Source organism: Actinomadura rugatobispora (assembly GCF_042656285.1).
Taxonomy (GTDB): domain Bacteria; phylum Actinomycetota; class Actinomycetes; order Streptosporangiales; family Streptosporangiaceae; genus Spirillospora; species Spirillospora rugatobispora.
Genome location: NZ_JBHSON010000131.1, coordinates 1 through 26,847 on the forward strand (window position 1 = coordinate 1; position 26,847 = coordinate 26,847).

The following is a 26,847-nucleotide window of genomic DNA, read 5'->3' on the forward strand; positions in this document are numbered from 1 at the left end:
GCCGCGGCCGCGGCGGCGCTGTTCGTCGCGGGGCACTCGCTGACCGGGTCCAACGGCCTGGAACCGGTGGTGCCGATGGTCGCGGGGACGGCCACGCTGGTGGTGCTGGGCCGGCTGGCCGGGCTGCTGCGGGAGAACCAGCGGCTGCGGCGCGCGGTCGGCACCGGCGAGGACCACTTCCGCGCCCTGTCGGAGAGCATCAACGACGCGGTCCTCATCTGCGACCTGAAGGGCATCGTCCAGTACGTCAGCGCCGGGGCGCTGCGCACCTACCGCTACACGCCCGGGGAGCTGCTGAGCCGCTCCCTGCACGAGATCATCCACCCGGAGGACCTGCCGCGGGTGCGGGCCGGGTTCCTGGCGTTCGTGTCCGGCGACGACGACGACGGCGACGCCGACGGCCGCGACGGGAGCGCCGACGACCCCGAGGAGCCCGCCGACGACGCCGTCCCCGCGGTCGACACCGTGGAGGACGCGGTGGTCCGGGACGCGGCCGACGGCACGCTGCGGCTGGCCTGCCGGGTCCGCGCGGCCGACGGCACCTGGCTGCCCACCGAGTCGACGATCTCCCGCTACAGCGGCCCCGGGGACGCCCCCGGACGGCTGCTGATCACCACCCGGGACCTGAGCGAGCAGGCCGCGCTGCGCCGCCAGGTCACCCACCTGACCTTCCACGACGGCCTGACCGGGCTGCCCAACCGCGCCTACTTCGAGGAGCGCACCCAGGAGGTGCTGTCCCGGCAGCGGGCCGGCGGCCGGGTCGCGGTGCTGTTCGTCGACCTCGACGGCTTCACCGCCGTGAACGACTCGGCCGGGCACGCCGCGGGCGACCAGGTGCTGGCGCAGGCCGCGCGGCGGCTGCGCGGCACCGTGCTGGCCGAGGACACCGTGTGCCGCTGGGGCGGCGACGAGTTCGCCGTCCTGGTGCGGCTCGCGGGCGACGGCGCGGGCGGCGGGCCGGGCGCGGCCGAGACCCGCGCGGCGGTGGAGCTGGCCGAGCGGATGCTGCGGGTACTGACGCTGGAGCCGTACAAGGTGGGCGGCAAGGGGATCGCGCTGACCGCCAGCATCGGCATCGCGTTCGCGGGCGACGAGGAGGAGCCCGCCGGACCGGGCGCGTCCGGGCGGCCGGGCCCGCGGTCGGCCGCGGCGGCGGGCCGGCGGCTGCGGCGCAGCGCGGCCGACCTGATCCGCAACGGCGACCTGGCGATGGCCCGGGCCAAGGAGCTCGGCGGCGGCCGGGTCGAGGTGTTCGCCCCGCACATGCACTCCGACGTCGTACGCAGGCTGGAGCTGGGCGGCGACCTGCGGCGCGCGATGGCCGAGGAGCAGTTCGCGGTCGAGTTCCAGCCGGTGGTGGAGCTGGCCACCTCCCGGGTGACCGGGGTGGAGGCGCTGCTGCGCTGGTGGCGGGGGAGCGAGAGCGTCCCGCCGGAGCGGTTCATCGGCCCGGCCGAGGAGTCCGGGCTGATGGTGCCGCTGGGCGACTGGGTGCTGCGCGAGGCGTGCCGGGAGGTGGCCGGGTGGCGCGGCGAGGCCTGGGACATCGGGCTGTCGGTCAACTTCACCGCCCGGCAGATCGCGGCGCCGCGGTTCGTGGAGTCGGTCGCGGCGGCGCTGGAGGAGACCGGGCTGCCGCCGAGCGCGCTGACCCTGGAGGTGCGCGAGGAGGTGCTGGTCGAGGACGCGGGGCAGAACGTGGCGCGGCTGTCGGAGCTGCGCGGCCTGGGCGTGCGGCTGGCCATCGACGACTTCGGCACCGGGTACGCCTCGCTGGCCTACCTGGGGCAGCTCCCGGTCGACATCATCAAGATCGACCCGTCGTTCGTGGCGGGGCTGGGCTCGGACGAGACGCTGACCCTGCTCACCCGGACGATCGTGCGGCTGGGCAGCGACCTGGGCCTGACCGTGGTGGCCGAGGGCATCGAGCGGCCCGAGCAGCTGGAGCTGCTGCGCGGGATGGAGTGCCCGCGGGGCCAGGGCTACCTGGTGGCGCGGCCGATGGCGGCGGGACGGGTGGAGTCGCTGGTGCGCACCAACCTGGAGTCCCCCGGCGACCTGCCGCCGGGGGCGATCGCGCTGCCGCTGGGCGAGCCGCCCATGGAACCGCCCATGCCATCTCGCATGGTGAGATAAACTGTCCAGGGATTTGACCGCGGGCGGGAAGTCGGCGAAAGTGGGGCCCGTGCAGAGCAGTTCCATCATCCTCGTAGTACTTGGTCGGCGCGCAGGCTGATCAAGCACCTCGTCCTGCGCGCGCCCCTCGACCGCCATCCGGCGGCGGGGGTTTTTTGTTGGCCGTGTGACCTGAGAACGGGTGGCCCCGCGGACCCCGCGCTCCCAGCGAGCACAGACTCCTCCAAGGAACTGGAACATGACGACCGAACAGATGACGGGAGCCCAGGCGCTGGTCCGCGCCCTGGAGAACGTCGGCGTCGACACCGTGTTCGGCATTCCGGGCGGCGCGATCCTCCCGGCGTACGACCCCATCTTCGACTCCGAGAAGCTTCGCCACATCCTGGTGCGGCACGAGCAGGGCGCCGGGCACGCGGCCCAGGGCTACGCGATGGTCACGGGCAAGGTCGGGGTGTGCATGGCCACCAGCGGGCCGGGAGCGACCAACCTGGTCACCCCCATCTCCGACGCCTACATGGACTCGGTCCCGATGGTGGCGATCACGGGGCAGGTGGCCAGCAAGGCGATCGGCACCGACGCCTTCCAGGAGGCCGACATCGCCGGCATCACCATGCCGATCACCAAGCACAACTTCCTGGTGACCAAGCCGGAGGACATCGCCCGCACCATCGTCGAGGCGTTCCACATCGCCGCCACCGGCCGCCCCGGCCCGGTGCTGGTCGACATCGCCAAGGACGCGCTGCAGACGACCTTCGACTTCGAGTGGCCCGTCACCATGCAGCTCCCGGGCTACCGCCCGGTCACCCGGCCGCACTCCAAGCAGGTGCGCGAGGCGGCACGGCTGATCGTGGAGTCCCGGCGCCCGGTGCTGTACGTCGGCGGCGGCGTCCTGAAGGCCGGCGCGTCCGCGGAGCTGAAGGTGCTGGCCGAGCTGACCGGCGCCCCCGTCGTCACCACCCTGATGGCCAAGGGCGCGCTGCCCGACAGCCACCCGCAGCACATGGGCATGCCCGGCATGCACGGCAGCGTCGGCGCGGTCGGCGCCCTGCAGAAGGCCGACCTGCTGGTCACCCTCGGCGCCCGCTTCGACGACCGGGTCACCGGCAAGCTGGACGGGTTCGCCCCGAACGCCAAGGTCGTGCACGCCGACATCGACCCGGCCGAGATCTCCAAGAACCGGCACGCCGACGTCCCGATCGTCGGCGACGCCCGCGAGGTCATCGCCGACCTGATCGTCGCCGTCCAGGCCGAGCACGACGCGGGCCGCACCGGCGACTACGAGGCCTGGTGGCGCCAGCTCAACGCCTGGCGCGAGACCTACCCGCTCGGCTACGACCAGCCCGCCGACGGCTCGCTGTCGCCGCAGTACGTCATCCAGCGGATCGGCGAGCTGGCCGGCCCCGACGCCTACTACGTCGCGGGCGTCGGCCAGCACCAGATGTGGGCCGCGCAGTTCATCAAGTACGAGCGGCCGGGCGCGTTCCTCAACTCCGGCGGCGCGGGGACGATGGGCTACGCCGTCCCGGCCGCGATGGGCGCCAAGGTCGGCGCGCCCGGCACCCAGGTGTGGGCGATCGACGGCGACGGCTGCTTCCAGATGACCAACCAGGAGCTCGCGACCTGCGCGATCGAGGGCATCCCGGTCAAGATCGCGGTGATCAACAACGGTAACCTCGGCATGGTGCGGCAGTGGCAGACGCTCTTCTACAACGAGCGCTACTCCAACACCGACCTCCAGTCGAAGGAGACCACGACCGTCCGCATCCCGGACTTCGTCAAGCTGGCGGAGGCCTACGGCTGCGTCGGGCTGCGCTGCGACAGCGCCGAGGACGTCGACGCGGTCATCGCCAAGGCGATGGAGATCGACGACGCCCCGGTGGTCATCGACTTCGTCGTCCACCAGGACGCGATGGTGTGGCCGATGGTCGCCGCCGGCACCGCCAACGACGACATCAAGATCGCCCGGGACATGGCCCCCGACTGGGAGAACGGAGACTGACCGCGATGAGCCTGCACACTCTCTCGGTTCTGGTGGAGAACAAGCCCGGCATCCTCGCGAGGGTGGCGGCGCTGTTCTCGCGGCGCGGGTTCAACATCGAGTCGCTGGCCGTCGGCGTCACCGAGCATCCCGAGATCTCCCGGATGACCATTGTGGTGAACGTGGCCGAGCTGCCGCTCGAGCAGGTCACCAAGCAGCTGAACAAGCTGGTCAACGTGCTCAAGATCGTCGAGCTGGACACCTCCGCCTCGGTCCAGCGCGAGCTGGTGCTGATCAAGGTGCGCGCCGACGCCGAGACCCGGTCCCAGGTGCTGGAGACCGTCCAGCTGTTCCGGGCCAAGGTCGTCGACGTGGCGCCGGACGCGGTCACCATCGAGGCCACCGGCAACCGCGACAAGCTGGACGCGCTGATCCGGATGCTGGAGCCGTTCGGCATCAAGGAACTGGTGCAGTCGGGCATGGTCGCCATCGGCCGCGGCGCCCGCTCCATCACCGACCGTTCGCTGCGTGCCATCGAGCGCAGCGCGTGAACCGCGCGTCCGGGAGCGCCCCCGGACACTCCGGACCGCGGACACCCTGGGATCGACCCGATATCAACTACGAAAGGCAGCAGCACAGTGGCTGAGATGTTCTATGACAACGACGCGGACCTGAGCGTCATCCAGGGCCGGCATGTCGCCATCATCGGGTACGGCAGCCAGGGGCACGCGCACGCGCTCTCGCTGCGCGACTCCGGCGTCGACGTCCGGGTCGGCCTGCGCGAGGGCTCCCCGAGCCGGGAGAAGGCCGAGGCCGAGGGGCTGCGCGTGGTGACCCCGGCGGAGGCGGCCGAGGAGGCCGACCTGATCATGCTGCTGGCGCCCGACCACCACCACCGCGAGATCTTCGAGAAGGACATCAGGCCGGCCCTGGTCGACGGCGACGCGCTGTTCTTCGGGCACGGCTTCAGCATCCGCTACGACCTGGTCCAGCCGCCGGAGGGCGTGGACGTCTGCATGGTCGCGCCCAAGGGCCCGGGCCACCTGGTGCGCCGCCAGTTCACCGCGGGCCGCGGCGTCCCGGTGATCGTGGCGGTGGAGAAGGACCCGTCCGGGAACGCCTGGTCGCTGGCGCTGTCGTACGCCAAGGCGATCGGCGGGCTGCGCGCCGGCGGGATCAAGACCACCTTCACCGAGGAGACCGAGACCGACCTGTTCGGCGAGCAGGTCGTGCTGTGCGGCGGGCTCTCCGAGCTGATCAAGAACGGGTTCGAGGTGCTCACCGAGGCCGGCTACCAGCCGGAGGTGGCCTACTTCGAGACGCTGCACGAGGTGAAGCTGATCGTCGACCTCATCTACGAGGGCGGCATCTCCAAGATGTACTGGTCGGTGTCCGACAACGCCGAGTACGGCGGGTACAGCCGCGGCTCGCGGGTGGTCACCTCCGAGACCAAGGCGGAGATGAAGAAGATCCTCGCCGAGATCCAGTCCGGCGAGTACGCCAAGGAGCTGGTGGCCGAGTTCGAGGGCGGCCAGGTCCAGTTCGGCAAGTACCGCGAGCAGCTCGCCGAGCACCCGATCGAGAAGACCGGCGCCAAGCTCCGCCCGATGATGAGCTGGCTCAACGACTGAACGACCGAGCCTTCTCGTTCAATGCCGTGAGGCCGCCCGCGGGTGACGCGCGGGCGGCCTCGGCGCTGTGCGGTGCCGGGCGGTAGTAACACTCTGAGGGGGCGACCCCTCAGACTCCCCGGCAAGGGCAGACTGACCGTCACCCTCCACTCCGCTGGCGCTCCGCTCCGGGTGCCGGTCAGTCGCGGCGGAGCAGCCGCAGCGGGAGGCTCAGCAGGCCGCGCAGGCCGCCGGGGCGCGCCTCGCCGTCGTGGTGTTCGCCGCCTTCCACCAGGACGGCGAGATGGCCGTCGCCGGTGAAGTGGATCGTCGCGTCCGTGCCGGAGCCTAGGCCGCGGCGCTGCGGCTCCGTCTTCACACGGGGGCCGCGCTCGGGGCCCAGCCGCGCCTCGCGGGTCACGCCGAGCGCCGACACGGCCACGTGAACGTCCCAGAGGCCGGGGCCGGGTACGGGCACGTCCGCCTCGAAGCCCTCGTCCGGCGTCGCGGTGGCGGCGGTGCGCGCCTCCTCCCCGGTGTCGCGCTCCCGCAGGATGATCTCGGCCCCGTGCTCGCGGGCCTGGACCCGCTCGATGCCCGCCCGGCCGCGCAGCCGCAGCCGGCGGCCCTGCCAGCCCGCCGCGTCCAGCCGGTGCGCCACCCCGACCTCGGCGGTGATGTCGGCGTCCTGGCGCGGGACGCCGCGCAGGTAGGGGTACATGGCGTACACCCGGCCGCCGACCACCACGGCGCCCGCCGGACGGCCCTCCACCTCGTCCCGGATCAGCCGCTCCAGTTCCTCGCCCAGGCCGTGCCGGATGCAGAACGCCCGCAGCCGGTAGGACGAGGGCAGCGCGGCGCGGGCGTCGTCGCTGAGGGCCTCCTCGCCCAGCACCCGCCGGGTCTCCTCCACCAGTCGCTCGCGCTGCGGCCCGTCCAGGTCCAGGAATCGCTGGTCGTACACGCGAAGGACGTCGTGCAGCACACTGATCGCGTACTCCGAGATCACGGGGTTCTCCATGTAGGCCGGGGAATCGTAGTTACGGTAAGGCGCGCGGAGATCGGCACGGGGGAACGCGCCGCCGCGTGTCTCGCCGGGCCCCGGGCGTGCGCCGGGCATGCGGCGCGGGCCGGACGGGTGCGGCGGCACTGGTAGCGTCTTGGCACGTGGCGGAGGCGGTGGCGGCGGGGCGCGCGGCGTCCCGCGGCGTCCCCGGCCGGTCCGCGTCAGGCCGGTCCCGGCACGCCCGGATCCTGGCCGCGCTCGTCGCGCTGTCGGCCCTGGTGTACGCGGCGTCCTCGCTGCTGCGGCTGCGGGCGTTCCAGGCCAGCACCTACGACCTGGTCATCTTCGACCAGGCGCTGCGGTCCTACAGCCGGTTCGGCGCCCCCGTCGCGATGGTCAAGGGCGTGCACAACGGCTTCGGCCCCGACTTCTCCGTGCTCGGCGACCACTTCTCCCCGATCCTGGCGGTGCTGGCCCCGCTGTACTGGCTGCACGACGGCCCCGAGACGCTGCTGGTGGCGCAGGCCGTGCTGTTCGCGCTGGCGGCCGTGCCCGTCTGGCGGTACGCGGCGCGCCGGTTCGGCCCGGTCTCCGCGCACCTGGTCGCCGGGGCGTACGCGCTGTCGTGGCCGATCGCCGAGGCGCTGGCGTTCGACTTCCACGAGGTCGCGTTCGTGCCGCTGCTGTCGGCGCTGCTCGTGGAGCGGTACGACGCGGGCCGCCGCGTCCAGGCCGCCCTCGCCGCGGCCGGGCTGCTCATGGTCAAGGAGGACATGGGCCTGCTGCTGGTCGGCTTCGGGTTCTTCCTGCTCGCCCGGCGCGGCGAACGGCGCGCCGGGGCCGCCTACGCCGCGGCCGGGATCGCCGCGACCTGGGCCTCCTCGCGGGTGCTGATCTCGCTGTTCGGCGGCGACAACGACTACTACTGGGCGTACGGCTCGCTCGGCGACGGGATGGCGGACGCGGCCGTGCGCGTCCTGACGCACCCGTGGATCCTGCCCGGCGCGGTGGGCTCGCCGCCGGTCAAGCTGCTCACGATGGCGCTGCTGGTCGTCCCGCTGCTGCTGCTCCCGCTGCGGTCCCCGCTGGCGCTGGCGGCGCTGCCGCTGCTGGCGGAACGGATGCTGGCCGACCGCTTCCCCAACTGGTGGGAGCCGGGCTACCACTACAACGCGTTCATCGTCGCGATCCTGGTCATGGCGGCGGTGGACGGCGCGTACCGGCTCCGCGGCCGCCGCCCGCCGGCCGCGCTGACCCGGCTGCGCCCGGTCGCCGCGCTCCGCCGTTCGCGTCCGGTCGCCGCGCTGCGGCGGATGCGGCCGTGGCGGGCGCTGCGGCGCCACCTGCCCGCCGCCGCGCTGCTGGCGGGGGCCGTGGTGACCGTCCCGTTCTTCGCGTTCGGCGACCTGGCCGATCCCGGGCTCTACCGCCCGGACGGGCGCGACCGGGCCGCGGGCGCCGCCGTCGCCGCCGTCCCGGACGGCGCGCTGGTCGAGACCGCCAACAACCTGGGGCCCGCCCTCTCGGCGCGGACCCGCGTCCTGCTGTGGGACCGGGAGCCCCGCGGGGCCCCGTGGGTCGTCGCCGACATCGGGCGGCACACCTTTCCCTTCACCACCCTGGAAGAACAGCGCCACAGGGTCGCGCGGTTGATCAATGAGGGGTACCGCCCGGTGTTCCGGCAGGCCGGTTACATCGTCCTCACCCGCGAATCGGCGGCGCCCCGATGACCCATGGCGGCATGGGGTGTCAGAAAGCCGGTGAAAATCATCCCCTGGCGCCGTGCCCTACACTTTCCGCGTTTTTTGCCCGATACTTGAAGTAAGTCGCAGCGGGCGCGGGCAACCCCCGGCGCACCAGGGCGAACACTCAAGGTGGCCGTGCCCGCGCCGGTGGTGGGGCGGACACATGAACGGTGCTGGGCAGCGAATCGGAGAACCGGCGAGGCAATTCTCCCGCCGGCTCCGATCATCGACGGCGGCTCATTCTCCGCGGCGCGATGCGGCCGGCGGAGGCGAACACGGCGAGGAGCGGTGAGGTGGCGGCCGCGGACCGGGCCGTCCAGCGGTGGGAGACGTGCGGGCAGGCGTGGATCGCGCTGCTCCGGCACGTCTGGTCGGCGGGTGAGGCCGGCATGGAGGAGCTCGGGCCGATCATCGAGGGACCCCCGGCCCTGTTCGAGATCGCCTCGCTGAGCTGGGAGGATCCGCTGCTGCGCGAGCACGGCGACCGCGACCGGCTGGTCGGCCGCGCGCACGAGCGCACCCGCGGCGGCACCCGCCCGGACCGCCGCGTTCCGGAGCACCGGGCGCGGATGCGCGACCGGAACGGCGTCGACCAGCTGCGCTGGGTCACCGAGCTGCTGCGGGCGCGGCCGTGGACCACCAGCGCGTGGATCTCCCTGGTCGTCCCCGGCGAACCGGCCGGATCCGTGCCGCGGCTGGTCGCGCTGTCGTTCCGGATCCGCGGCTACCGGCTGATCATGACGGCGATGTTCCGGTCGCAGGACGTCTCCCACGGCTACCTGGCCTACATCCCGCTGCGCGGCGTCCAGCTGCAGGTGGCCGAGGAGCTCGGGCTCCCGTCGGGGCCGCTGCGGGTCTTCGTCGACGTCCCGCACATCAAAGTCGCCGACGCCGACCGCGTGGCGGGCATCCTGACGGCTCTCCCGGAGCCCAACGCGGCTTGACCCCGCCGGCCGGCGGGGTGTGAGATCCGCCTCCCCGCGGGCGCCCCGGAGCGGGTCCCGCCGCCCGGAAAGGCCGGTTCGGGACGCCGGCGGGCGGCGCCGCCGTCCGGACGCGGCCCCGGCCGGATGCGGCCCCGCCCGGACCGCCCCCTCCGACCTGGGCGGACGCGGCGGCGGACCGGTGCGCGCGGGACGGTTCGGGGCGCTTCTGGGCCGTACGGGGCGGCGGGGCATGACCGGGGGGACCAGTGCGCTGGCCGGGACAAATGGTGTGTTCCGGTGCGTGTCGCCCGGTTCGCGAGGGGCGCCGCCGACGGGGGATAGACTCGGGAACGAGCCGAGGGCACACCGTGGTGACTCGCGACTTTCCCCGCACCCACAGCTTTTCCCACCTCTGCACATCCACGTCCCGAAGGACCGTTCCTTGAGCAAGCCTGTCGTCCTCGTCGCAGAAGAACTCTCCCCGGCCGGCATCGCCGTCCTCGAATCCGACTTCGAGGTCCGCCAGGTCGACGGCGCCGACAAGGCGGCGCTGCTGCCCGCCGTCGCCGACGTCGACGCGCTGATCGTGCGGAGCGCCACCAAGGTCACCGCGGAGGTGTTCCAGGCCGCCCGCAAGCTGCGCGTGGTCGCGCGCGCGGGGGTCGGGCTCGACAACGTCGACGTCGAGGCCGCCACCAAGGCCGGCGTCATGGTCGTCAACGCGCCCACCTCCAACATCGTCACCGCCGCCGAGCACGCGATCGCGCTGCTGCTGGCGATCGCGCGGAACGTGCCACAGGGCCACGCCGCGCTCAAGCAGGGCGAGTGGAAGCGCTCCAAGTACACCGGCGTCGAGCTGCAGGGCAAGACCGTCGGCGTGCTCGGCCTCGGCCGGATCGGCGTGCTGGTCGCGCAGCGGCTGGCCTCCTTCGACATGAACGTGATCGCCTTCGACCCGTACGTGCAGGCCGCCCGCGCCGCCCAGCTCGGCGTGAAGCTGGTCACGCTCGACGAGCTGCTGGCCGAGAGCGACTTCATCACCGTCCACCTGCCCAAGACGCCCGAGACCCTGGGGCTGATCGGCGACCGCGAGCTGCACCGGGTCAAGCCCAGCGTGCGCATCGTCAACGCCGCCCGCGGCGGGATCGTCGACGAGGAGGCCCTGGAGCTGGCGCTCAAGGACGGCCGGGTGGCCGGGGCCGGCATCGACGTGTTCCGCACCGAGCCGTGCACCGAGAGCCCGCTGTTCCACCACGACAACGTGGTGGTCACCCCGCACCTGGGCGCCAGCACGCACGAGGCGCAGGAGAAGGCCGGCACCCAGGTCGCCCGCTCGGTGAAGCTGGCGCTGTCCGGCGAGTTCGTGCCGGACGCGGTCAACGTCCAGGGCGGCGCGGTCGCCGAGGACGTCAAGCCCGGCCTGCCGCTGGCCGAGAAGCTGGGCCGGATCTTCACCGCGCTGGCCGGCGGCGTGCCGGTGCGGCTGGACGTGGTGGTCCGCGGCGAGATCGCCGAGCACGACGTCAAGGTGCTGGAGCTGGCCGCGCTCAAGGGCGTGTTCGTGGACGTGATCGAGGAGGCGGTGACGTTCGTCAACGCCCCGCTGCTGGCCCGCGACCGCGGCGTCGAGGTCACCCTCACCACCTCCGACGACAGCCCCGACTGGCGCAACGTGGTCCAGGTGCGCGGCACGATGACCGACGGCTCGGTGGTGTCGGTGTCCGGCACGCTCACCGGCCCCAAGCACACCGAGCGGATCATCGAGGTCAACGGCTACCAGATGGAGCTGGTGCCGACCGAGCACATGGCCTTCTTCGTCTACTCCGACCGTCCCGGCATCGTCGGGGTGGTCGGGCGGCTGCTCGGCGACGCCGGGGTCAACATCGCCAGCATGCAGGTCGGCCGGGACACCAAGGGCGGCCGGGCGCTGATCGCGCTGACCGTCGACTCCGGCATCCCGGTCCAGCTGCTCGACGTGATCAAGAACGAGATCGGCGCCGACACCGGCCGCCGCGTCGACCTGGACGGCTGATCCGATCGGGCACCTCGTCCGCCGCCGTGATCCCGCTCGCCGGGGTCACGGCGTCGTCGTCTCGGCATGTGAGAAGTTCGGCCACGGGTCAGGACAGTGCCGGGGACGGCGGGTACCGTGAAAGCGAGATGCGGCACTTCGTAGTGATCCTTCGCCGCCGCGACGGGGCCCGATAGGCGGGCCAACCCCGTCGCGGAGTCCGGCACTGGCCGTAAGCCCTGTGATCCATCGCCGCTCTTTTCCCGTGAAGCTACGGAGCCTTTCCATGCGCACCCTGAACTCCCACCCCCTGTCCGCCACGCCCGACGACGCCGACGAGGAGGCCGCGCGGGCGCTGCAGACCGCGCTGGACCGCCGCGACAACGGCGGCCGTCCCGCCGGCTGACCCGCGTGTCCCCGCGCCCCGTGTCAGCGCGCCCTGGTGCGATCATGGGGACATGACGGCGGAACCCACCGTGGAACGGGCCGGAGCCCGCGAGGTCGCCTCCGCGCTGGCCGGCGCCGCGGCGCTCGGCCCGTTCTTCGAGATCACCACCGATCCCGCCGAAGAGGCCGACCCGACCTGGCGGCCGCTGCCCGAGCTCGACACCGCTCGGCTGCTCGAGCTCACCGGCGCCTACGCGGACCGGCTCGGCACCGCCGAGCGGCGGGTCGCCGCCTCGATCCTCTTCCAGGGCCTCGCCTCGCGGCTCTGGTCGCCGATGGTCGCGGCCGCGGCGCGCGGGATCGTCCCGGACCTGTCCGGCCTGCACTGGCGCTGGGCGCCCGGCGCGCCGATCGCGCTGTGGCTGGCCGACCCGTCCGGCCACCGGGCCGCGACCCCGGCCGAGGGGGCCGCGCTGGTCCACCGCGAGGTCGTCGAGCGGCAGCTGCGCCCGCTCCGCGCCACCATGCTCGGGTTCGTCCGGCTCGCCGACGGCCTCCTGTGGGGCAACGCCGCCTCCGCCCTCGCCGGGACGCTGCGCGCCGGAACCCTTGACGCCGGGCTGGCCGCGCCGGTGCGCTCCCTCCTCCACGAGCTGTTCGCGCACGAACCCCTCAAGGGCACGGGAACCTTCGACCGGCGCGGCTTCGTCCGGCGCAGCTGCTGCCTCTACTACCGGGTGCCGCCCGGCGGCGAGATGTGCGGCGACTGCGCGCTGTGTTCCTGAGTCCCGGCCTACGGGGCTCGCCTGGCGGCTCGCCCCTTACCGGGCCTTTGGCGAGCGCGGCATCGCTTCGCGATCTGGCCGGTGACGCTCGCCTCCGGCATCGCCTCACCGCCCAGGTAACGCGCTCGCGCGGTGCCTGGGGCCACGTCGAGACAGGGCCTAGGCCGCCGGGACGGGCTCGCCCTCCGCCCGGGACGGCGCGCTCCGCCGGAACGCCCGCTCGGTGAGGGCGCCGAACAGCAGCCCCAGCGTCGCCCACAGCACCACCTGCACGCCCAGCGAGGCGAGCCGGAAGTCCCACAGGACCGCCGCGGGGAAGCCCTCGGCCACCGCGTCGGGACGCGGCGTCAGCCGGAACACCACTGCCACCACCAGCGCGAATCCGGCCGTCGAGGCGATCGCGGCGTTCCACGAGCCCAGCCGCGGCGCCAGCCGGCCGAACACGATCACCGCGGCGACCGTGGCCAGCACGCCCAGCGCCACCATGCCGAAGTACAGCGCCGTGCGCCCCCCGATGGTGTCGGGGTTCCCGACCGCCGGGGGAGTGGGCGGGTACTTCAGGAACGGCACCAGCACGACCGCCGTGAACCCCAGCAGCGCCACCAGGCCGGACGTGGCGCGGGCGCCCGCCGTCCCGATCCGCCCGAGGGCGAAGGCGAACGCGATGGAGAACAGGCCGCCGACCGCCGCCCCGTAGAACGCCATGGCGGTGATCAGCCCGATGGTCTGCTGGACCGTCCGGCTCACCACCTCCTCCTCCGCGTGGCCGCCGTGCCCGGCGCCGTGCGCGGCGTGCTCGGCGGCCGCCTGGGACTCCTCGAACGCGATCGCGTTCGCCACCTGGGGCTCGCCGTAGATCCAGGCGATCAGCAGCCCGGCCGCCGCCGCGACCAGACCGACGATCATGCCGCGGACCAGCAGGGACCTCATCATCAACGGGTCCCCCGCCTCAGTGGCAGGGGAAGCCGAGCAGATGACGGCCGTCGTGGGTGAACTCGTGCACCCAGGTACCGCCGACGAGGGAGGTGGCGCCCTGCTCGGCGCCGACGAAGTAGAGCAGCGCGGCGCCCAGGACCAGCGCGAACACCGCCCAGGGCAGGATCTCGCGGACGGGCACGCGGTGCGGGACGGGAAGGGCGGCCGGAGACGGCGCGGCGGCCTGCGTCGGGGGAACGGCGGGCTGGGCCATTGGGGATCTCCTCACGGGGTGCACTCGCCCCGGTACGGGAGGACGACGGGTCAGTCTCCTGACTCCCAGATCATCGCCTCTCCCGACCTTCCAGCCGGCGGGCCGTGGTCGCGTGCGGGAGAGGCTCCCTGGTCACAGTGGCGGGACCGTCCTGGAATCGCACCAGGTTCCTGCGCACCGTCGCCTCATATGTGAACTTGTCGCCCTGAGGGTCCCCTTTGACCGGGCTCCGCGTCAAGTCTCCGGCTCGCCACGCCGGTGCATGCACGACGTGAAAGAGGGGACACCGTTCGTATCTCCCCCCGCTGGAGATACGGACGATGCCCCCTCCTAAGCCGGCGGCGGTGTGTTTCGGCCGGCCGCCGCCGGGGCGTACAGGTCGCCCGTCCCGGAAGGGCTGGCATGCCGTCCGGGAAAAGCTCCCTATATCGAGGGTCCAACAACGGGAGGCGGGCCACATGAGTAGCCCTTACTCAATTCGCCGCGGGGGCTCCGGCACGGCGACGTACGATCCTGGTGTGCGTACCTCCTGGCCGTTCACCGGCCGTGCGTCGACGCTCGACGAGGTGGGCTCCCTGCTGAACGCGCGGGCCACGCGGGGCGTGGTGGTCGCGGGGGACGCGGGGGTCGGCAAGACCCGCCTGGTGAACGAGGCCCTGGAACGGCTCGAACCCGACCGGTTCACGGTCGTGCGGACCGGCGGCACCAGCGCCAACACCGGCATCCCGTTCGGCGCCTTCGGGCACCTGCTGCCGGTCGAGGACGTCGCGACGACCGTCGTCAACCCCCTGCGCTGGGCCACCGAGGCGCTGCGCGGCCTCGCCGAACCGGCCCCGCTGCTGGTCGCGGTCGACGACGCCCACCTGCTCGATCCCACCTCGGCCGCCCTGGTGCACCATCTCGTCCTGCACCGGGAGGCCCGGGTGCTGGCCACCGTGCGGACCGGCGCCGCCGCCCCCGACCCCGTCACCGCCCTGTGGAAGGACGACCTGGCCCGGCGCCTCGACCTGGTGCCGCTGACGAAGCTGGAGAGCCAGGCCGTTGTGGAGGCCGCGCTCGGCGGGCAGCTCGGCACCCCCACCGCCCGGCGGCTCTACCACAGCACCCGGGGCAACCTGCTGTTCCTGCACGAGCTGGTGCTGTCCGGGCTGGCCGAGGGACGCCTCGCCCAGACCCGCGGCGTCTGGCACTGGGACGGCGATCTGCCGCTGAGCCCCCGGCTGCGCGGGCTGATCGAGACACGGCTGGCCGCCGCCGGCGAGGCCGAGCGCGAGGTCCTGGAGTACGTGGCGCTCGGCGAGCCGATCGGCGCAGCGACGCTGGCCGAGCTGACCTCCGAGGACGCGGTGGAACGGGCCGAGACCCGCAGTCTGGTCGCCTCCTCCGCCACCGGGCGCCGCCTGGAGGTCAGGACCGCGCACCCCCTGTACGGCGAGGTCGCACGGGCCGCCGCGGGCCCCGGACGGGTCCGCGACCGCCTCACCGCGCTCGCCCGGACGCTGGAGGGCACCGGGATGCGCCGGCACGGCGACCTGCTGCGCGTCGCCCTCTGGCACCTGGACGCCGGCGCCCCCGCCGGGCCTGATCTGCTCCTCGCGGCCTGCGGCCAGGCGTTCATGCTGCACGACATGGACCTGGCCCTGCGCTGCGGACGGTCCGCGCTGGCCGCCGGCGTGGACGCCGCCGCGACCGTCCGGATCGCTCCCGTCCTGCTGCTGGCGGGCCGGCACGACGAGGTCGAGGCCCAGCTGTCCAGGGTCGCCGCCGAGCCGATGGACGAGGCCACCCGCACCGGCGTGACCTGCATGCGCTCGTTCAACCTCAGCATGGGCCTGGGCGAGCAGGAGCGGGCCGAGGCCCTGCTGGACGACGCCGCCGCGCACGCCACCGCCCCGGCCTTACGGCAGCAGATCCAGGCGTACCAGGCCGTCGGCCGGGTCTACTCGGCCCGGTTCGCCGAGGCGGAGCCGCAGCTCGCCGAACTGCGCGCCGCCACGGGCGTCCCGCCCGAGGCCGCCGGTCTGGCCGGCGGCGCCGAGGCCCTCCGGCTCGTGTTCACCGGCCGGTTCGACGAGGCCGTCGCCATGGCCGACGAGGCTTTGGACGCCTCGGCCGAATGGCTGGAGCACATGCCCAGCCTCGTGGCGACCTACAGCGACGCCCGCGCCGCAGCCTCCCTCTGGGCCGGCGACCTGGCCGCCGCCGACTCCTACATCGCCTACGGCGAACGCCTGTTCACCGAGGAGCACCTCTCGCCCGTCGCCGCCACGACCTCCCGCACCCTGCGCGTCGAGTGGTGCCTGCTGCGCGGCGACATACGGCGCGCCGTCCGCTGGGCCCACGAGGCCGTCTCCCACGGCACCGGGGCGCTCTGGGCGCTGTCCGGCCACGGCCACGAGATGCTCGCCTACGCCGCGTCCGTCGCCGGGGACGCCGCCACCGCGACCACGGCCGTGCGCAAGGCCCAGCGCCGCCGCATCCCCGGCGGGCGCATCTTCCACTTCCGCGCCGACCTCGGCCGCGCCTGGATCCGCGCCGCCTCCGGCGACGTCGCGGGCGCCGCCGCCATCGCCCTGGACGCCGCCACCCGCTTCGAGGAGCGGACCCTGCGCCCCTACGCGATGTTCGCCCTGCACGACGCCGTCCGCCTCGGCGCCGCCGCCCAGGCCCGCGACCGCCTCGCCGACCTGGCCGAGCACACCGACGGGCCCCTCGTCCGCCTCTGCGCCCGCCACGCCGACGCCGCCGCCAGACAGGACCCCGAAGCGCTCGACGACCTCTCCAAGGCCTTCGCCGACCGGGGCATGACCCTCTACGCCGCCGAAACCGCCGCCGAGGCCGCCCGCGCCCACGAGCGGCACGCCCCCGGCTCCCGCGAGGCCAACGCCGCCGCCACCCGGGCCTGGCTCCTGGCCGGAAACTGCACCGGCGCCCGCACCCCCGCCCTCTCCGGCCTGGCCGCCCCCGAACTCACCACCCGCCAGCTGGAGATCGCCCGCCTCGCCGCCGCCGGGCTCGGCAACCGCGAGATCGCCGAACGCCTCGTCCTGTCCGTCCGCACCGTCGCCAACCACCTCCAGGCCGTCTACGACCGCGTAGGCGTAACCGACGTTTCATTGTGGGGCAAGGAGTGAGGCGGCCGGCGTGGTGCCGGTGGGGTGTCAGGGGTTGGTGAAGAGTCTCGCGAGGGACTCGCGGTCGCTGGTGCCGAGGCGTTCGTAGATCATCACCAGGTGGTTGCCCACGGTGCGGATCGAGATCGACAGGCGGTCGGCGATCTCCCTGTTGCTGAGGCCCTGGGCGGCCAGCCGGGCGATCTCGCGCTGGCGGGACGTGAGCTGCGGCGCGGCCAGGGAGGTCAGCGCGGGGGTCAGCGGGTTGCCGCAGCGTTCGGCGAGCGTCCGGGCGCGGGCGGCGGCCGACCCCTGGGCGGCGGCCTCCGCGGCGTACAGGAGCATGCCCAGCGCCTCGAACGACTCCGAGGCCGTGGCGAGCGCCTTGGCGTCCCGGGCGGCGGCCGCGGTGGCGTGGTGGGCGCACAGAGGGGCCAGGGGGCCGTCCATCTGGGACGCCAGGGCCGTCAGGCGGGCGGCGGCGCGGTCGGCGGCACCCAGGCGGACGGTGTCGTGCAGCGCGAACATCGCGTACCCGCGCAGTCCGCGGGCCTCGGCGTCGTCGGCGGCGGCCAGCGCGGCGGACACCGCCTCGCCGGTCTGACCGCGCGCCGCCAGCACCCACGGGCGGGCCAGGGCCAGGGAGAACTCCACGCCGTGCCAGGCGGGGCGGGCCAGGTCCTCGGCCCGGCGCAGCGCCTCCTCCGCCTCGCCGGCCCGGCCGCGCTGGGCCTCGGCGGAGGCCAGCTCGCCGAAGCACAGCCCGGCGAACATGGCCGAGCGGCCGCCGATCCGGGCCGCGCCGTCCCGGGCCCAGCGCACCGCCTCGGCCAGATCGCCGCGCAGCCGGTGCAGATGGGCCCGCCAGCCGCAGAACGAGGCCTCGACCCGGTTCCACCGGCCGAACTCCTCGACCAGGTCCAGGCCCGCGGCCGTCGCCGCCAGTCCCTCGCCGACCTCGCCGGCGAACAGGTGCGCCACCGTGCGGGCCTGGGCGAGCACGGGCATCACGATCGGGACCTCGTCGCGCCAGCGGGCGCGCTCGTCCATGGACGCCGCGGCGATCGCCACGGCCCGCGCGTGGTCGCCGCCGTAGGCGCCGATGAGGGCCTCGGCCGCGCCGGTCTCCGCGGCGAACGGGGCGGGCGCCGGTTCCAGCTCGCGTGATCGTTCCACCGCGCCGCGGGCGTCGGCGACCCGTCCCGCGGACAGGTCGATCCACGCGCCGAGGGCCAGGACGTGCCGCCGCCACGCCGGGTCCCCGATCGTGGCGGCGGCCTCGGCCAGGACGGCGCGGGCGTCGCCGTCGCGGGCCAGGCCCCAGGCCAGGACCAGCCCGAGCGCGCCCGCGTGCAGGCCCCGCTCGCGATCGTCGAGCAGCCGCCCCGCGACCTCGCCCAGCGCCGTCTCCGCCTCGCCGTCGCGGTCGGCGAAGTGCAGGACGGTGGCCAGCAGCGCGGCGGCCTCGCCCGCGCTGCCCGGACGCCGCTCCGGCCGCGCCAGGTACGCCTCCAGCGCCGCCGCCGCCAGCCGGGCGGCGGGCTCCATGGCCAACCCCGACCAGGCGATCCGGGCCGCCCTCAGCAGCAGGTCGGGGTCGGTGCCGCCGCCCGAGTCCAGCCGCCAGGTGGCCAGCCGCAGCACGTCCTGGCGCCGCCGCAGGCCCGCGCCGTCCACCGCGTCGGCCAGGCGGCGCAGCCGGGTGCGGGTCGCCAGCGGGCCCATCCCGGCCCGCACCGCCTCCCCGTACAGGGGGTGGACGAGCCGCAGCTCCGCCCCGGCGGCCATGACCAGGTCCCGGCCGGTCAGCCTGCCGACCGCCGCCGCGTCGGTGAGATCGTGCAGCAGCGCCTCGTCCAGGGGCTCGCCCAGGGCCAGGTACTCCAGGGCGAGGCGTTCCCGCTCGTCCACGCCGCCGATCCGCGCCTCGATCAGCTCGCGCAGCCGCGGCGTGAGCGTCGGGCCGGGCGCGCAGCGCCACACCCCGCCGCTCTCCTCGAGCATCCCGGCCAGGACCAGCTCCCGCAGGAACAGCGGGTTCCCCCGGGTGACCCGCCACAGCCGCCGGGAGCCCGCGTCCTCGACCTGGCCGCCGACCGCGGCCTCCAGCAGCTGGGCCGTCTGCGCGTGCCCCAGGGGGCCCAGTTCCAGGCGGTGTACGCGGCGTTCGGCCTCGTCGGGGTCCGCGCCCCAGAAGGGGGCGAGGGGGGAGGGGGCGCGCGCCCCGGTACGGGCCGTCGCCAGCAGCCGGGCCGCGCCGCGCTCGAGCAGGTCGGCGATCAGCTCGGCGGAGGCGGGGTCGAGGCTGTGCGCGTCGTCCACGGCCACGACCAGGCGCCGCCCGGCCTCCGGTGCGGCCAGCCGGGGCTCGCCGCCCCGGACGGGACCGGCGGGCAGCAGGTGGGCGAGCGCCCCGTACGGGATCCGCGCCGCGGCCTGCGTCCCCTTCGCCCGGACCACCAGGTTGCGGCCCGGGTCGAGGTCGTCGGCGACCTTGGCGGCCAGCCAGGACTTGCCGACCCCGGCGTCGCCGACCACGACGACCCCGGAGCGGGTGGAGTCGAGCAGCGCCGACCGCACCGCGGCCACCTCGGCCGCCCGGCCGACGAAGGGCCAGCCGCCGGGCCGTGGCGGGGCGGGCGGTTCCGGCTGGCGCATTGCGGCCACGCCCGCATCGTACGAGCCGTCACGGCCCGTGATCCACCGTTACGCGGTTTCCCGGTCAGATCGGCGGTCAGGACGGCGCCCCCACGTACCCCGACACGCGGTGGACGACCGCGCGGTCCGGCCCGGTCAGCAGCGCCGGGTTCTCGCCCGGGAGCAGTTCGGTGGAGTTGACCGCGCGCTCGGCGCGGGCCAGCGCCTCCAGCGAGACCGCCAGGTTGACGACGGCGCAGACGCGGTCCTGCGGGTCCCACAGGGCGACGCCGCGGATGAAGCCCGGGGAGGCGAGCAGGGCCGGGGCGATCCGCTCGCGGTGGGCGAACCGGGCCGACTCCAGCCACTCCTCGTCGTACGGGCCGTCGAAGAACAGGATCACGGCCGCGGCGGCGGGACTGCCGGCGTCGGGCCCCTCGTACTCGCCCTGGACCTGGTAGATCCGGTCGCTCTCCAGGGTGACCGGGCGGGGGTACGGCCGTGCCCGCGCGGTGCGGTCGGCGGCGAGCCGGGCGTCCTCCCGCGTCCGCCACAGGGTGAGCAGCGCGCCCGCCTCGGTGTCCTCGACGGCCGACATCAGGCACAGCCCGGCGAAGCCGGGGTGGCGGGCCACGATCTCCATCAGCTCGCGCTCCACCGGCCCGGCCTCGTCGTGGCAGGGCATGCCCCGGACGGTCTGCAGCCTGGCGTACACCATGATGGGCTTCCCTCCCGCGGAAGCCGTGTCGCCTCCGTCTTCCGAGCCTCCTCCAGGCACCGGCCCGCCCGCCATGAGTAGGGCCTACTCAACAGCGCGGCCGGTGGCCCGAACGGTAGCGGGCGGGCGAGACATGCGTACCGGGATCTGAGACGGATGCTCAGGAACTGAGACGTTTGCAGTAGAGTGCGCGCATGGCATCCCGCAGCATTCACCTGGCCGTCATCCCCGGTGACGGGATCGGTCCCGAGGTGGTCGCCGAGGGGTTGAAGGTCCTCGACGCCGTGGCCCCCTCGTCCGGGCTGGCGTTCGAGCGCACGTCCTACGATCTCGGCGCCGCCCGCTGGCACCGCACCGGCGAGACCCTGCCCGACTCCGTTCTGGAGGAGTTGCGCGGGCAGGACGCGATCCTGCTCGGCGCCGTGGGCGATCCCAGCGTGCCGAGCGGCGTGCTGGAGCGCGGGCTGCTGCTGCGGGCCCGGTTCGAGCTCGACCACTACGTCAACCTGCGTCCGGTGAAGCTGTTCCCGGGCGTGTCCACCCCGCTGGCCGGGGTGACCACGGAGGACGTCGACATGATCGTCGTCCGTGAGGGCACCGAGGGCCCGTACACGGGCGTCGGCGGCGTGCTGCGCAAGGGCACCCCCCACGAGGTCGCCACCCAGGAGAGCGTCAACACCGCCTTCGGGGTCGAGCGGGTCGTCCGGTACGCCTTCGAGCAGGCCGCCAACCGGCCGCGCAGAAAGCTGACCCTGGTCCACAAGGACAACGTGCTGACCTTCGCCGGTGACCTCTACCAGCGCGTCCTCAAGAAGGTCGCGGCGGAGTACCCGCAGGTCACCACCGACTACTGCCACGTCGACGCGGCCACCATGTTCTTCGTGAACCAGCCGGGCCGGTTCGACGTGGTCGTCACCGACAACCTGTTCGGCGACATCATCACCGACATCGGCGCCGCGATCGCCGGGGGGATCGGCCTGGCCGCCTCCGGCAACGTCAACCCCGACGGCACGGCCCCCTCGATGTTCGAGCCCGTCCACGGCTCCGCCCCCGACATCGCCGGGCAGGGCAAGGCCGACCCGACCGCCACGATCCTGTCGGTGGTCATGCTGCTGGACCACCTCGGCGCCGCCGAGGCCGCCCGCCGCGTCGAGCGCGCCGTCGCCGAGGACCTGGCCGAGCGGGCCGGGCAGGGCGCCCGTTCCACGGCCCAGATCGGCGACGCCATCGCCAAGCGAGTATCCGGCTAGGCGGCGCGTTCGCTCAACCGGGCGCGCCTCGCGGCGCGCCCGGTTTTTCGTGTGCGCCGCGACGGAGGAGTTGGGCTGGATGAAGTACGACAATAAGGATTAAGGGAATGCCCACCGGCGACGGGGCCGGGGCGGCGATCCGGGAGAGGACCCCACGATGAGCACGCTGGACTTCGAGATCACGCTCAGCGAGCGCCCCGCGCTCGCCGCCGACCGCGAGGCCGTCCTCGCCGACCCCGGCTGGGGCCAGCACTTCACCGACCACATGGTCACCATCCGTTACGCGGCGGGGAAGGGCTGGTACGACGCCCGGCTGGAGCCGTACGGGCCGATCCCGATGGATCCGGCCAGCCAGGTCTTCCACTACTCCCAGGAGCTGTTCGAGGGCCTCAAGGCGTACCGGCAGGCCGACGGGACGATCGTGACGTTCCGCCCGTACGCGAACGCCGCCCGGATGAACCGCTCGGCCCGGCGGATGGCGATGCCGGAGATCCCCGAGCAGCTGTTCGTGGACGCGCTGGAGCTGCTGGTCCGCACCGACCGCGACTGGGTGCCGACCAAGGAGGGCTTCAGCCTCTACCTGCGGCCCTTCATGTTCGCCACCACCCGCGCGCTCGGCGTCAACCAGCCCGCCGACGAGTTCCTGTTCGTGGTCATCGCCTCTCCATCGGGCAACTACTACGCCCGGGGGATCAGGCCGGTCTCGGTCTGGCTGTCGCGCGACTACACCCGCGCCGCGCCCGGCGGCACCGGCGAGGCCAAGACCGGCGGCAACTACGCGGCGTCGTTCGCGGGGCAGGCGCAGGCCGTGGAGCACGGCTGCGACCAGGTCGTCTGGCTCGACGCGGTGGAGCACCGCTGGGTCGAGGAGGTCGGGTCGATGAACCTGATGTTCGTGTACGGCTCGGGCGAGGATGGCCCCGGGCGGGGACCCAGACTGCTCACCCCGGCGCTCACCGGCACGCTGCTGCCCGGCATCACCCGCGACTCGATGCTCAAGCTGGCCCCCGACCTGGGCATCCCGGTCGAGGAGGGCAAGATCAGCGTGGACGAGTGGCAGGCCGGCTGCGCGTCCGGCGAGATCACCGAGGTGTTCGGCTGCGGCACCGCCGCGGTGATCAGCCCGGTCGGCCAGGTCAAGGGCGCCGACCGCGAGTGGAGCATCGGCGACGGTGAGCCCGGGGAGATCTCGATGCGGCTGCGCGAGGAGCTGATCGGCATCCAGTACGGCGCCCGTCCCGACCCGTACGGCTGGGTCCACAAGATCGTCTGAGGTGCGGGAGCGGCCGGCCCCCGCCCGCGCGTGCGGGGGCCCGGCCAGGCACGATGACACGCCCGTCTCGGATGCTGAGACCGATGTCCCATCGTCGCGCTCCGTATGGCAGACTGACGTCATCATGCGCCACAGCCTCGTGATTATCGGCTGGCGCGCCGGCTGACAACGGGACACCGCCGGCGCGCAGACCTCTCACGTCCGTGAGGGGTCTTTTTGCATTCCAGGACTCCGCGGAACGCGGCGGAGCGGCACGGACGGCAAGCGGCGCGCCAGCCCAGAACCCTGAGGGGGAACACGACGATGCAGGCTGACGCCTTCCACGTCTACGACACCACGCTGCGCGACGGCTCGCAGCAGGAGGGGCTCAACCTCTCCGTGGCCGACAAGCTGGCCGTCGCGCGCCACCTCGACGACCTGGGCGTCGGATTCATCGAGGGCGGCTGGCCCGGCGCCAACCCCAAGGACACCGAGTTCTTCAGGCGGGCCCAGACCGAGCTCGACCTGAGGCACGCGCAGCTCACCGCGTTCGGCGCGACCCGCCGGGCCGGAGTGAAGGCCGCCGACGACCCCCTGGTGGCCGCCCTGCGCGAATCCGGCGCGCCGGTCGTGACGCTCGTCGCCAAGAGCCACGACCGGCATGTCGAGCTGGCCCTCCGCACGACCCTGGAGGAGAACCTCGCGATGATCCGCGACACGGTCTCCCACCTGCGTGCGGAGGGCCAACGCGTCTTCCTGGACGCCGAGCACTTCTTCGACGGCTACAAGGCCAACCGCGCCTACGCGCTGGAGGTCGTGCGGACCGCCGCCGAGGCCGGCGCCGACGTCGTCGCGCTGTGCGACACCAACGGCGGGATGCTCCCCGACGAGCTGGCCGACGTCGTGCACGAGGTCGTCTCGGCCGGCGCCCGCGTCGGCATCCACTGCCACGACGACTCCGGCTGCGCGGTGGCCAACTCGCTGGCCGCGGTGAAGGCCGGCGCCACCCACGTGCAGGGCTGCGCCAACGGGTACGGCGAGCGCAGCGGCAACGCCAACCTGTTCACCGTCATCGGCAACCTCCAGCTCAAGCGGGGCATGCGGCTGGTGTCCGAGGGCCAGATGGCCGAGATGACCCGGATCGCGCACGCGGTCTCCGAGGTCACCAACGTCACGCCCAGCTCGCAGCAGCCGTACGTGGGGCTGTCGGCGTTCGCGCACAAGGCCGGGCTGCACGCCTCGGCGATCAAGGTGGACCCCGACCTCTACCAGCACATCGACCCCGCGACCGTCGGCAACGACATGCGGATGCTGGTCTCCAGCATGGCCGGGCGCGCCTCGGTGGAGCTCAAGGGCCGCGAGCTCGGCTACGACCTGTCCGGCGAGAAGGCCAAGCAGGTCGTGGCGCGGGTCAAGGAGCTGGAGTCGACCGGCTACACCTTCGAGGCGGCCGACGCCTCGTTCGAGCTGCTGCTGCGCGAGGAGCTGACCGGCGTCCGGCAGCGGCACTTCGAGGTCGAGTCGTGGCGGGCGATCGTCGAGCGCCGCCCGGACGGCTCCATGGTCAGCGAGGCCACGGTGAAGCTGCACGCCAAGGGCGAGCGGATCGTCGCCACCGGCGAGGGGAACGGCCCGGTCAACGCCCTGGACAACGCGCTGCGGGTGGCGCTGGGGCGGCTCTACCCGGAGCTGGCCCGGCTGGAGCTGGTCGACTACAAGGTCCGGATCCTGGAGGGCTCGCACGGGACGGGCGCCCGCACCCGGGTCCTGGTCGAGTCCAGCGACGGCGAGCGCGAGTGGGGGACCGTGGGGGTCGAGGACAACGTCATCGCGGCGTCCTGGCAGGCCCTGGAGGAGGCCGTCACCTACTGCCTGCTGCACGCGGGCCACGAGGTGAGCTGAGCGTGCCCGGGGTTCCCCCGGAAGGAATCTTTGCGGCCCGCCGGGCATTGAGCGGGACATGAGCAAAGAGGTCACCGACAACGCCGAGGCGAAGCGGTACGAGGTCCGCGTGGACGGCGAGCCGGCCGGGTTCGCGGAGTACCGGCTCCGCCCGGGCAAGATCGTGTTCACGCACACCGAGGTGGACGGGGCGTTCGGCGGGCAGGGCGTCGGCGGCGCCCTCGCCCGCGGCGCGCTGGACGACGCGCGGGCCAAGGGCCTCGCGGTCGTGCCGCTGTGCCCGTTCATCAAGGGCTGGATCGAGAAGCACCCCGACTACCAGGATCTCGTCGAGGCGTGAGCCCGAGCCCTTCCGGCGGCGCGCGATCCGGCGCGCCGCCGGGAGGGCCGTTCACGCCTTCGCGGGGCGCTACTCCTTGGGGCCGGCGCTCTGGAGCACCTCGAACGACCACTGCTCCGAGCCGGTGGCCGCGGGCCCGCCGTGGCCATGCCCGTGGCCGTGGCCCTGGCCTTCGCCCCCGCCGCCGCCCGCCTGGGCGTGGCCGCGCTGGAACGCCTGGCTCTCCGTCCAGCGCGTGAAGTCCTCGTCGCTGCGCCAGCGGGTGTAGACGAGGTAGCGGTCGGTGCCGTCCACCGGGCGGAGCAGCTCGAAGTGCTCGAAGCCGTCGGCGGCCTCGACCATTCCGGCCCGGCCGGCGAAGCGCTTCTCGAGCTCCGCGCGCATCTCCTCGGGGACGGTCAGTACGTTGATCTTCACCACGGACACGGTCGGACTCCTTCGTCGATCTCCGTGACCGACCCTATCCGGCGGCCCCCGCGCCCCCTCGGGCACCCGCCGCCCGGCGCGCCCCGGTCGCCCGGTTAACTGGGCATGTCTGACATGGGCGATGACTGCGGTAAGCGGCCGTCCGTCGGGAAAATCGCCGTTACCGTCCAAACGAGTGGCGAACCCGTTCTCCGGCCGTCATGATGTTGATCCCACGGCCGCGGCCGCCCGGATCCGCACCCGGCGCCGTGGCCCGGCGGTTTCCGAACCCCTGACCCATGAACCCACGGAGTGATCGCATGTCCGTCGTCCGCCTCTCGCGTCCCGAGCCCGCGGAGCATCGCGGCCTGGGCGGGCCGTGCGGCGGCTCGTGGGGCGAGATCGCCTTCGGGCTCGGGCTGCTGTACGAGAGCGAGGGCGACCTCGACCAGGCCGCCCGCTGGTTCCGGCAGGCCGCCGAGAGCGACCGGCCCGGCGCCGCGATCCGGCTGAGCGCCGTGCTGAACCGGCTGGCCGACGAGCGCGGCGCCGCCGGCTCGGAGGAACTGCTGGCCGAGGCGAGCCGCTGGCTCAGCGAGGGCCTGGACACCACCCGTCCCGACGCGATCGGGATGATCACCGACATGCTGGACCGGCACCAGCGGGCGGCGGCCCGCCGCGGCCTGGAGCCCGCCGCCGCGGGCTGATCCGAACCTCGGGGCCGCCGCCGTCGTCGGACTCCATGAGCCCGGCCATCGGGGCCCACGCCATGGGAAGGTGACGGAGTTGAGCGGCGAGGAGCCCGGGTACGTCCCCCCGGACCACAAGAGCACCACCGAGTTCGCGATCCCGCAGGCCACGGGCGGTGCGCAGGACGACGAGGCCGACACCGTCCCGGCGGACCCCGCCGACTCCACCGTCGTGGACCGGCCGCTGACCCCGGAGCCGGCCGACCCGGCGGCCACGGTCGTGGAGCCGCCCGAGGCGCCCTCGACCGTGACCGACGTCGAGACCGGCGCCGCCGACACGTTCGTCGACCGGCCGGTCCTCGCGCCGCCGGACGAGACCGTCGCGGAGACGGCGCCCGAAGACCCCGAGCCGGCCGAGCCCGCGGCGCCGCCGCCCGTCGTCGCCGCGGCCGCCGCCCCTCCGGCGCCGAAGACGCCGCCGGAGGTGGTCATGTTCAAGGCCTCCGAGCCGGGGCCGTGGACCGAGCAGTTCGGCGCCGAGGAGAGCACGGGGGAGCGGCCCGCCGCCCTCCGGCAGGAGGCTCCGCCCGCCCCCGGGCCCGAGGCGCCCGCGGGACCCACCGTCCCGCAGCAGCCCGCCGGGGCGCCCACACCGCCCCTTCCACCGCCCGCGCCTCAAAGATCACCACGCCGATCCTGTTCACCACCGGCGACCACAACCGGATCTTCACCGACTCCAACGTGGTCTGCCACGCGCTGCTGTCGAAG

20 protein-coding genes, 1 pseudogene and 1 riboswitch are annotated in these 26,847 nt (G+C 73.9%); of the genes and pseudogenes, 15 read left to right on the plus strand and 6 right to left on the minus strand.

All coding sequences use genetic code 11. From position 1 onward, the window contains the following. The 4 genes from ACFPZN_RS50800 to ilvC all read left to right on the plus strand — a co-directional run. Window positions 1–2,136 (plus strand): putative bifunctional diguanylate cyclase/phosphodiesterase (locus ACFPZN_RS50800; protein ID WP_378291539.1); only part of this gene is annotated, 2,136 nt, incomplete at its 5' end. A 181-nt stretch (window positions 2,137–2,317) separates the two neighbouring features. After that, complete coding sequence (locus tag ACFPZN_RS50805) at window positions 2,318–4,135, plus strand: acetolactate synthase large subunit (protein WP_464041778.1); 1,818 nt, start codon at window positions 2,318–2,320, stop codon at window positions 4,133–4,135. Between the two features lie 5 nt (window positions 4,136–4,140). Beyond that, entirely contained in the window at window positions 4,141–4,665 is a 525-nt protein-coding gene (gene ilvN / locus ACFPZN_RS50810) for an acetolactate synthase small subunit (protein WP_378291543.1), read from the plus strand. A gap of 96 nt (window positions 4,666–4,761) precedes the next feature. After that, window positions 4,762–5,745, plus strand: a complete 984-nt coding sequence (gene ilvC / locus ACFPZN_RS50815) for a ketol-acid reductoisomerase (protein ID WP_378291545.1) — start codon at window positions 4,762–4,764, stop codon at window positions 5,743–5,745. Between the two features lie 178 nt (window positions 5,746–5,923). On the opposite strand, the gene ACFPZN_RS50820 is transcribed toward ilvC, so the two are convergent. Then, entirely contained in the window at window positions 5,924–6,745 is an 822-nt protein-coding gene (locus ACFPZN_RS50820) for a hypothetical protein (protein WP_378291547.1), read from the minus strand. Between the two features lie 146 nt (window positions 6,746–6,891). On the opposite strand from ACFPZN_RS50820, the gene ACFPZN_RS50825 reads away from it, so the two are divergent. The 4 genes from ACFPZN_RS50825 to ACFPZN_RS50840 all read left to right on the plus strand — a co-directional run bounded on the left by ACFPZN_RS50825 (window position 6,892) and on the right by ACFPZN_RS50840 (window position 12,584). Next, the gene (locus ACFPZN_RS50825; RefSeq protein ID WP_378291549.1) at window positions 6,892–8,460 is read left to right on the plus strand and encodes a DUF2079 domain-containing protein; all 1,569 of its coding nucleotides are present in this window, start codon (window positions 6,892–6,894) and stop codon (window positions 8,458–8,460) included. 308 nt (window positions 8,461–8,768) lie between these two features. After that, entirely contained in the window at window positions 8,769–9,419 is a 651-nt protein-coding gene (locus ACFPZN_RS50830) for a thymidylate synthase family protein (RefSeq protein ID WP_378291551.1), read from the plus strand. A 424-nt stretch (window positions 9,420–9,843) separates the two neighbouring features. Further along, on the plus strand, window positions 9,844–11,433 hold the full coding sequence (gene serA, locus ACFPZN_RS50835; RefSeq protein ID WP_378291554.1) for a phosphoglycerate dehydrogenase: 1,590 nt from the start codon (window positions 9,844–9,846) through the stop codon (window positions 11,431–11,433). A 437-nt stretch (window positions 11,434–11,870) separates the two neighbouring features. Next, window positions 11,871–12,584: a (2Fe-2S)-binding protein gene (locus ACFPZN_RS50840; RefSeq protein WP_378291556.1), complete on the plus strand. Its 714-nt coding sequence runs from the start codon at window positions 11,871–11,873 to the stop codon at window positions 12,582–12,584. A 159-nt stretch (window positions 12,585–12,743) separates the two neighbouring features. On the opposite strand, the gene ACFPZN_RS50845 is transcribed toward ACFPZN_RS50840, so the two are convergent. Together ACFPZN_RS50845 and ACFPZN_RS50850 are read right to left on the minus strand one after the other, a co-directional pair. Next, window positions 12,744–13,517 carry a CbtA family protein gene (locus ACFPZN_RS50845; protein ID WP_378291558.1) on the minus strand — a complete coding sequence of 258 codons (774 nt, stop codon included), beginning with the start codon at window positions 13,515–13,517 and terminating at the stop codon, window positions 12,744–12,746. Window positions 13,518–13,533: 16 nt separating this feature from the next. Then, the gene (locus ACFPZN_RS50850; RefSeq protein ID WP_378291560.1) at window positions 13,534–13,773 is read right to left on the minus strand and encodes a CbtB domain-containing protein; all 240 of its coding nucleotides are present in this window, start codon (window positions 13,771–13,773) and stop codon (window positions 13,534–13,536) included. Window positions 13,774–13,804: 31 nt separating this feature from the next. Next, window positions 13,805–13,989, minus strand: a riboswitch (cobalamin riboswitch). A gap of 302 nt (window positions 13,990–14,291) precedes the next feature. Here ACFPZN_RS50850 and ACFPZN_RS50855 point away from each other — a divergent pair. Further along, on the plus strand, window positions 14,292–16,907 hold the full coding sequence (locus ACFPZN_RS50855; protein ID WP_378291562.1) for an AAA family ATPase: 2,616 nt from the start codon (window positions 14,292–14,294) through the stop codon (window positions 16,905–16,907). Between the two features lie 27 nt (window positions 16,908–16,934). Here ACFPZN_RS50855 and ACFPZN_RS50860 read toward each other — a convergent pair whose 3' ends face one another. Together ACFPZN_RS50860 and ACFPZN_RS50865 are read right to left on the minus strand one after the other, a co-directional pair. Next, window positions 16,935–19,544, minus strand: coding sequence for a LuxR C-terminal-related transcriptional regulator (locus ACFPZN_RS50860; RefSeq protein ID WP_378291578.1), 2,610 nt, complete (start codon window positions 19,542–19,544; stop codon window positions 16,935–16,937). Between the two features lie 76 nt (window positions 19,545–19,620). Then, the gene (locus ACFPZN_RS50865) at window positions 19,621–20,241 is read right to left on the minus strand and encodes a hypothetical protein (RefSeq protein ID WP_378291564.1); all 621 of its coding nucleotides are present in this window, start codon (window positions 20,239–20,241) and stop codon (window positions 19,621–19,623) included. Window positions 20,242–20,435: 194 nt separating this feature from the next. On the opposite strand from ACFPZN_RS50865, the gene ACFPZN_RS50870 reads away from it, so the two are divergent. From ACFPZN_RS50870 to ACFPZN_RS50885, 4 genes are all read left to right on the plus strand, one after another. Further along, entirely contained in the window at window positions 20,436–21,491 is a 1,056-nt protein-coding gene (locus ACFPZN_RS50870; protein WP_378291566.1) for a 3-isopropylmalate dehydrogenase, read from the plus strand. A gap of 157 nt (window positions 21,492–21,648) precedes the next feature. Beyond that, on the plus strand, window positions 21,649–22,764 hold the full coding sequence (locus ACFPZN_RS50875; RefSeq protein WP_378291568.1) for a branched-chain amino acid aminotransferase: 1,116 nt from the start codon (window positions 21,649–21,651) through the stop codon (window positions 22,762–22,764). Between the two features lie 303 nt (window positions 22,765–23,067). Then, complete coding sequence (cimA, locus tag ACFPZN_RS50880) at window positions 23,068–24,645, plus strand: citramalate synthase (RefSeq protein WP_378291570.1); 1,578 nt, start codon at window positions 23,068–23,070, stop codon at window positions 24,643–24,645. A 58-nt stretch (window positions 24,646–24,703) separates the two neighbouring features. Further along, window positions 24,704–24,985, plus strand: coding sequence for a GNAT family N-acetyltransferase (locus ACFPZN_RS50885; RefSeq protein WP_378291572.1), 282 nt, complete (start codon window positions 24,704–24,706; stop codon window positions 24,983–24,985). Between the two features lie 69 nt (window positions 24,986–25,054). Here ACFPZN_RS50885 and ACFPZN_RS50890 read toward each other — a convergent pair whose 3' ends face one another. Continuing rightward, complete coding sequence (locus ACFPZN_RS50890) at window positions 25,055–25,411, minus strand: antibiotic biosynthesis monooxygenase family protein (RefSeq protein WP_378291574.1); 357 nt, start codon at window positions 25,409–25,411, stop codon at window positions 25,055–25,057. 299 nt (window positions 25,412–25,710) lie between these two features. Here ACFPZN_RS50890 and ACFPZN_RS50895 point away from each other — a divergent pair, with 299 nt between their 5' ends. After that, window positions 25,711–26,097: a hypothetical protein gene (locus ACFPZN_RS50895; RefSeq protein WP_378291576.1), complete on the plus strand. Its 387-nt coding sequence runs from the start codon at window positions 25,711–25,713 to the stop codon at window positions 26,095–26,097. Window positions 26,098–26,176: 79 nt separating this feature from the next. Beyond that, window positions 26,177–26,847, plus strand: a pseudogene (locus tag ACFPZN_RS50900) (hypothetical protein); the annotation flags it as partial.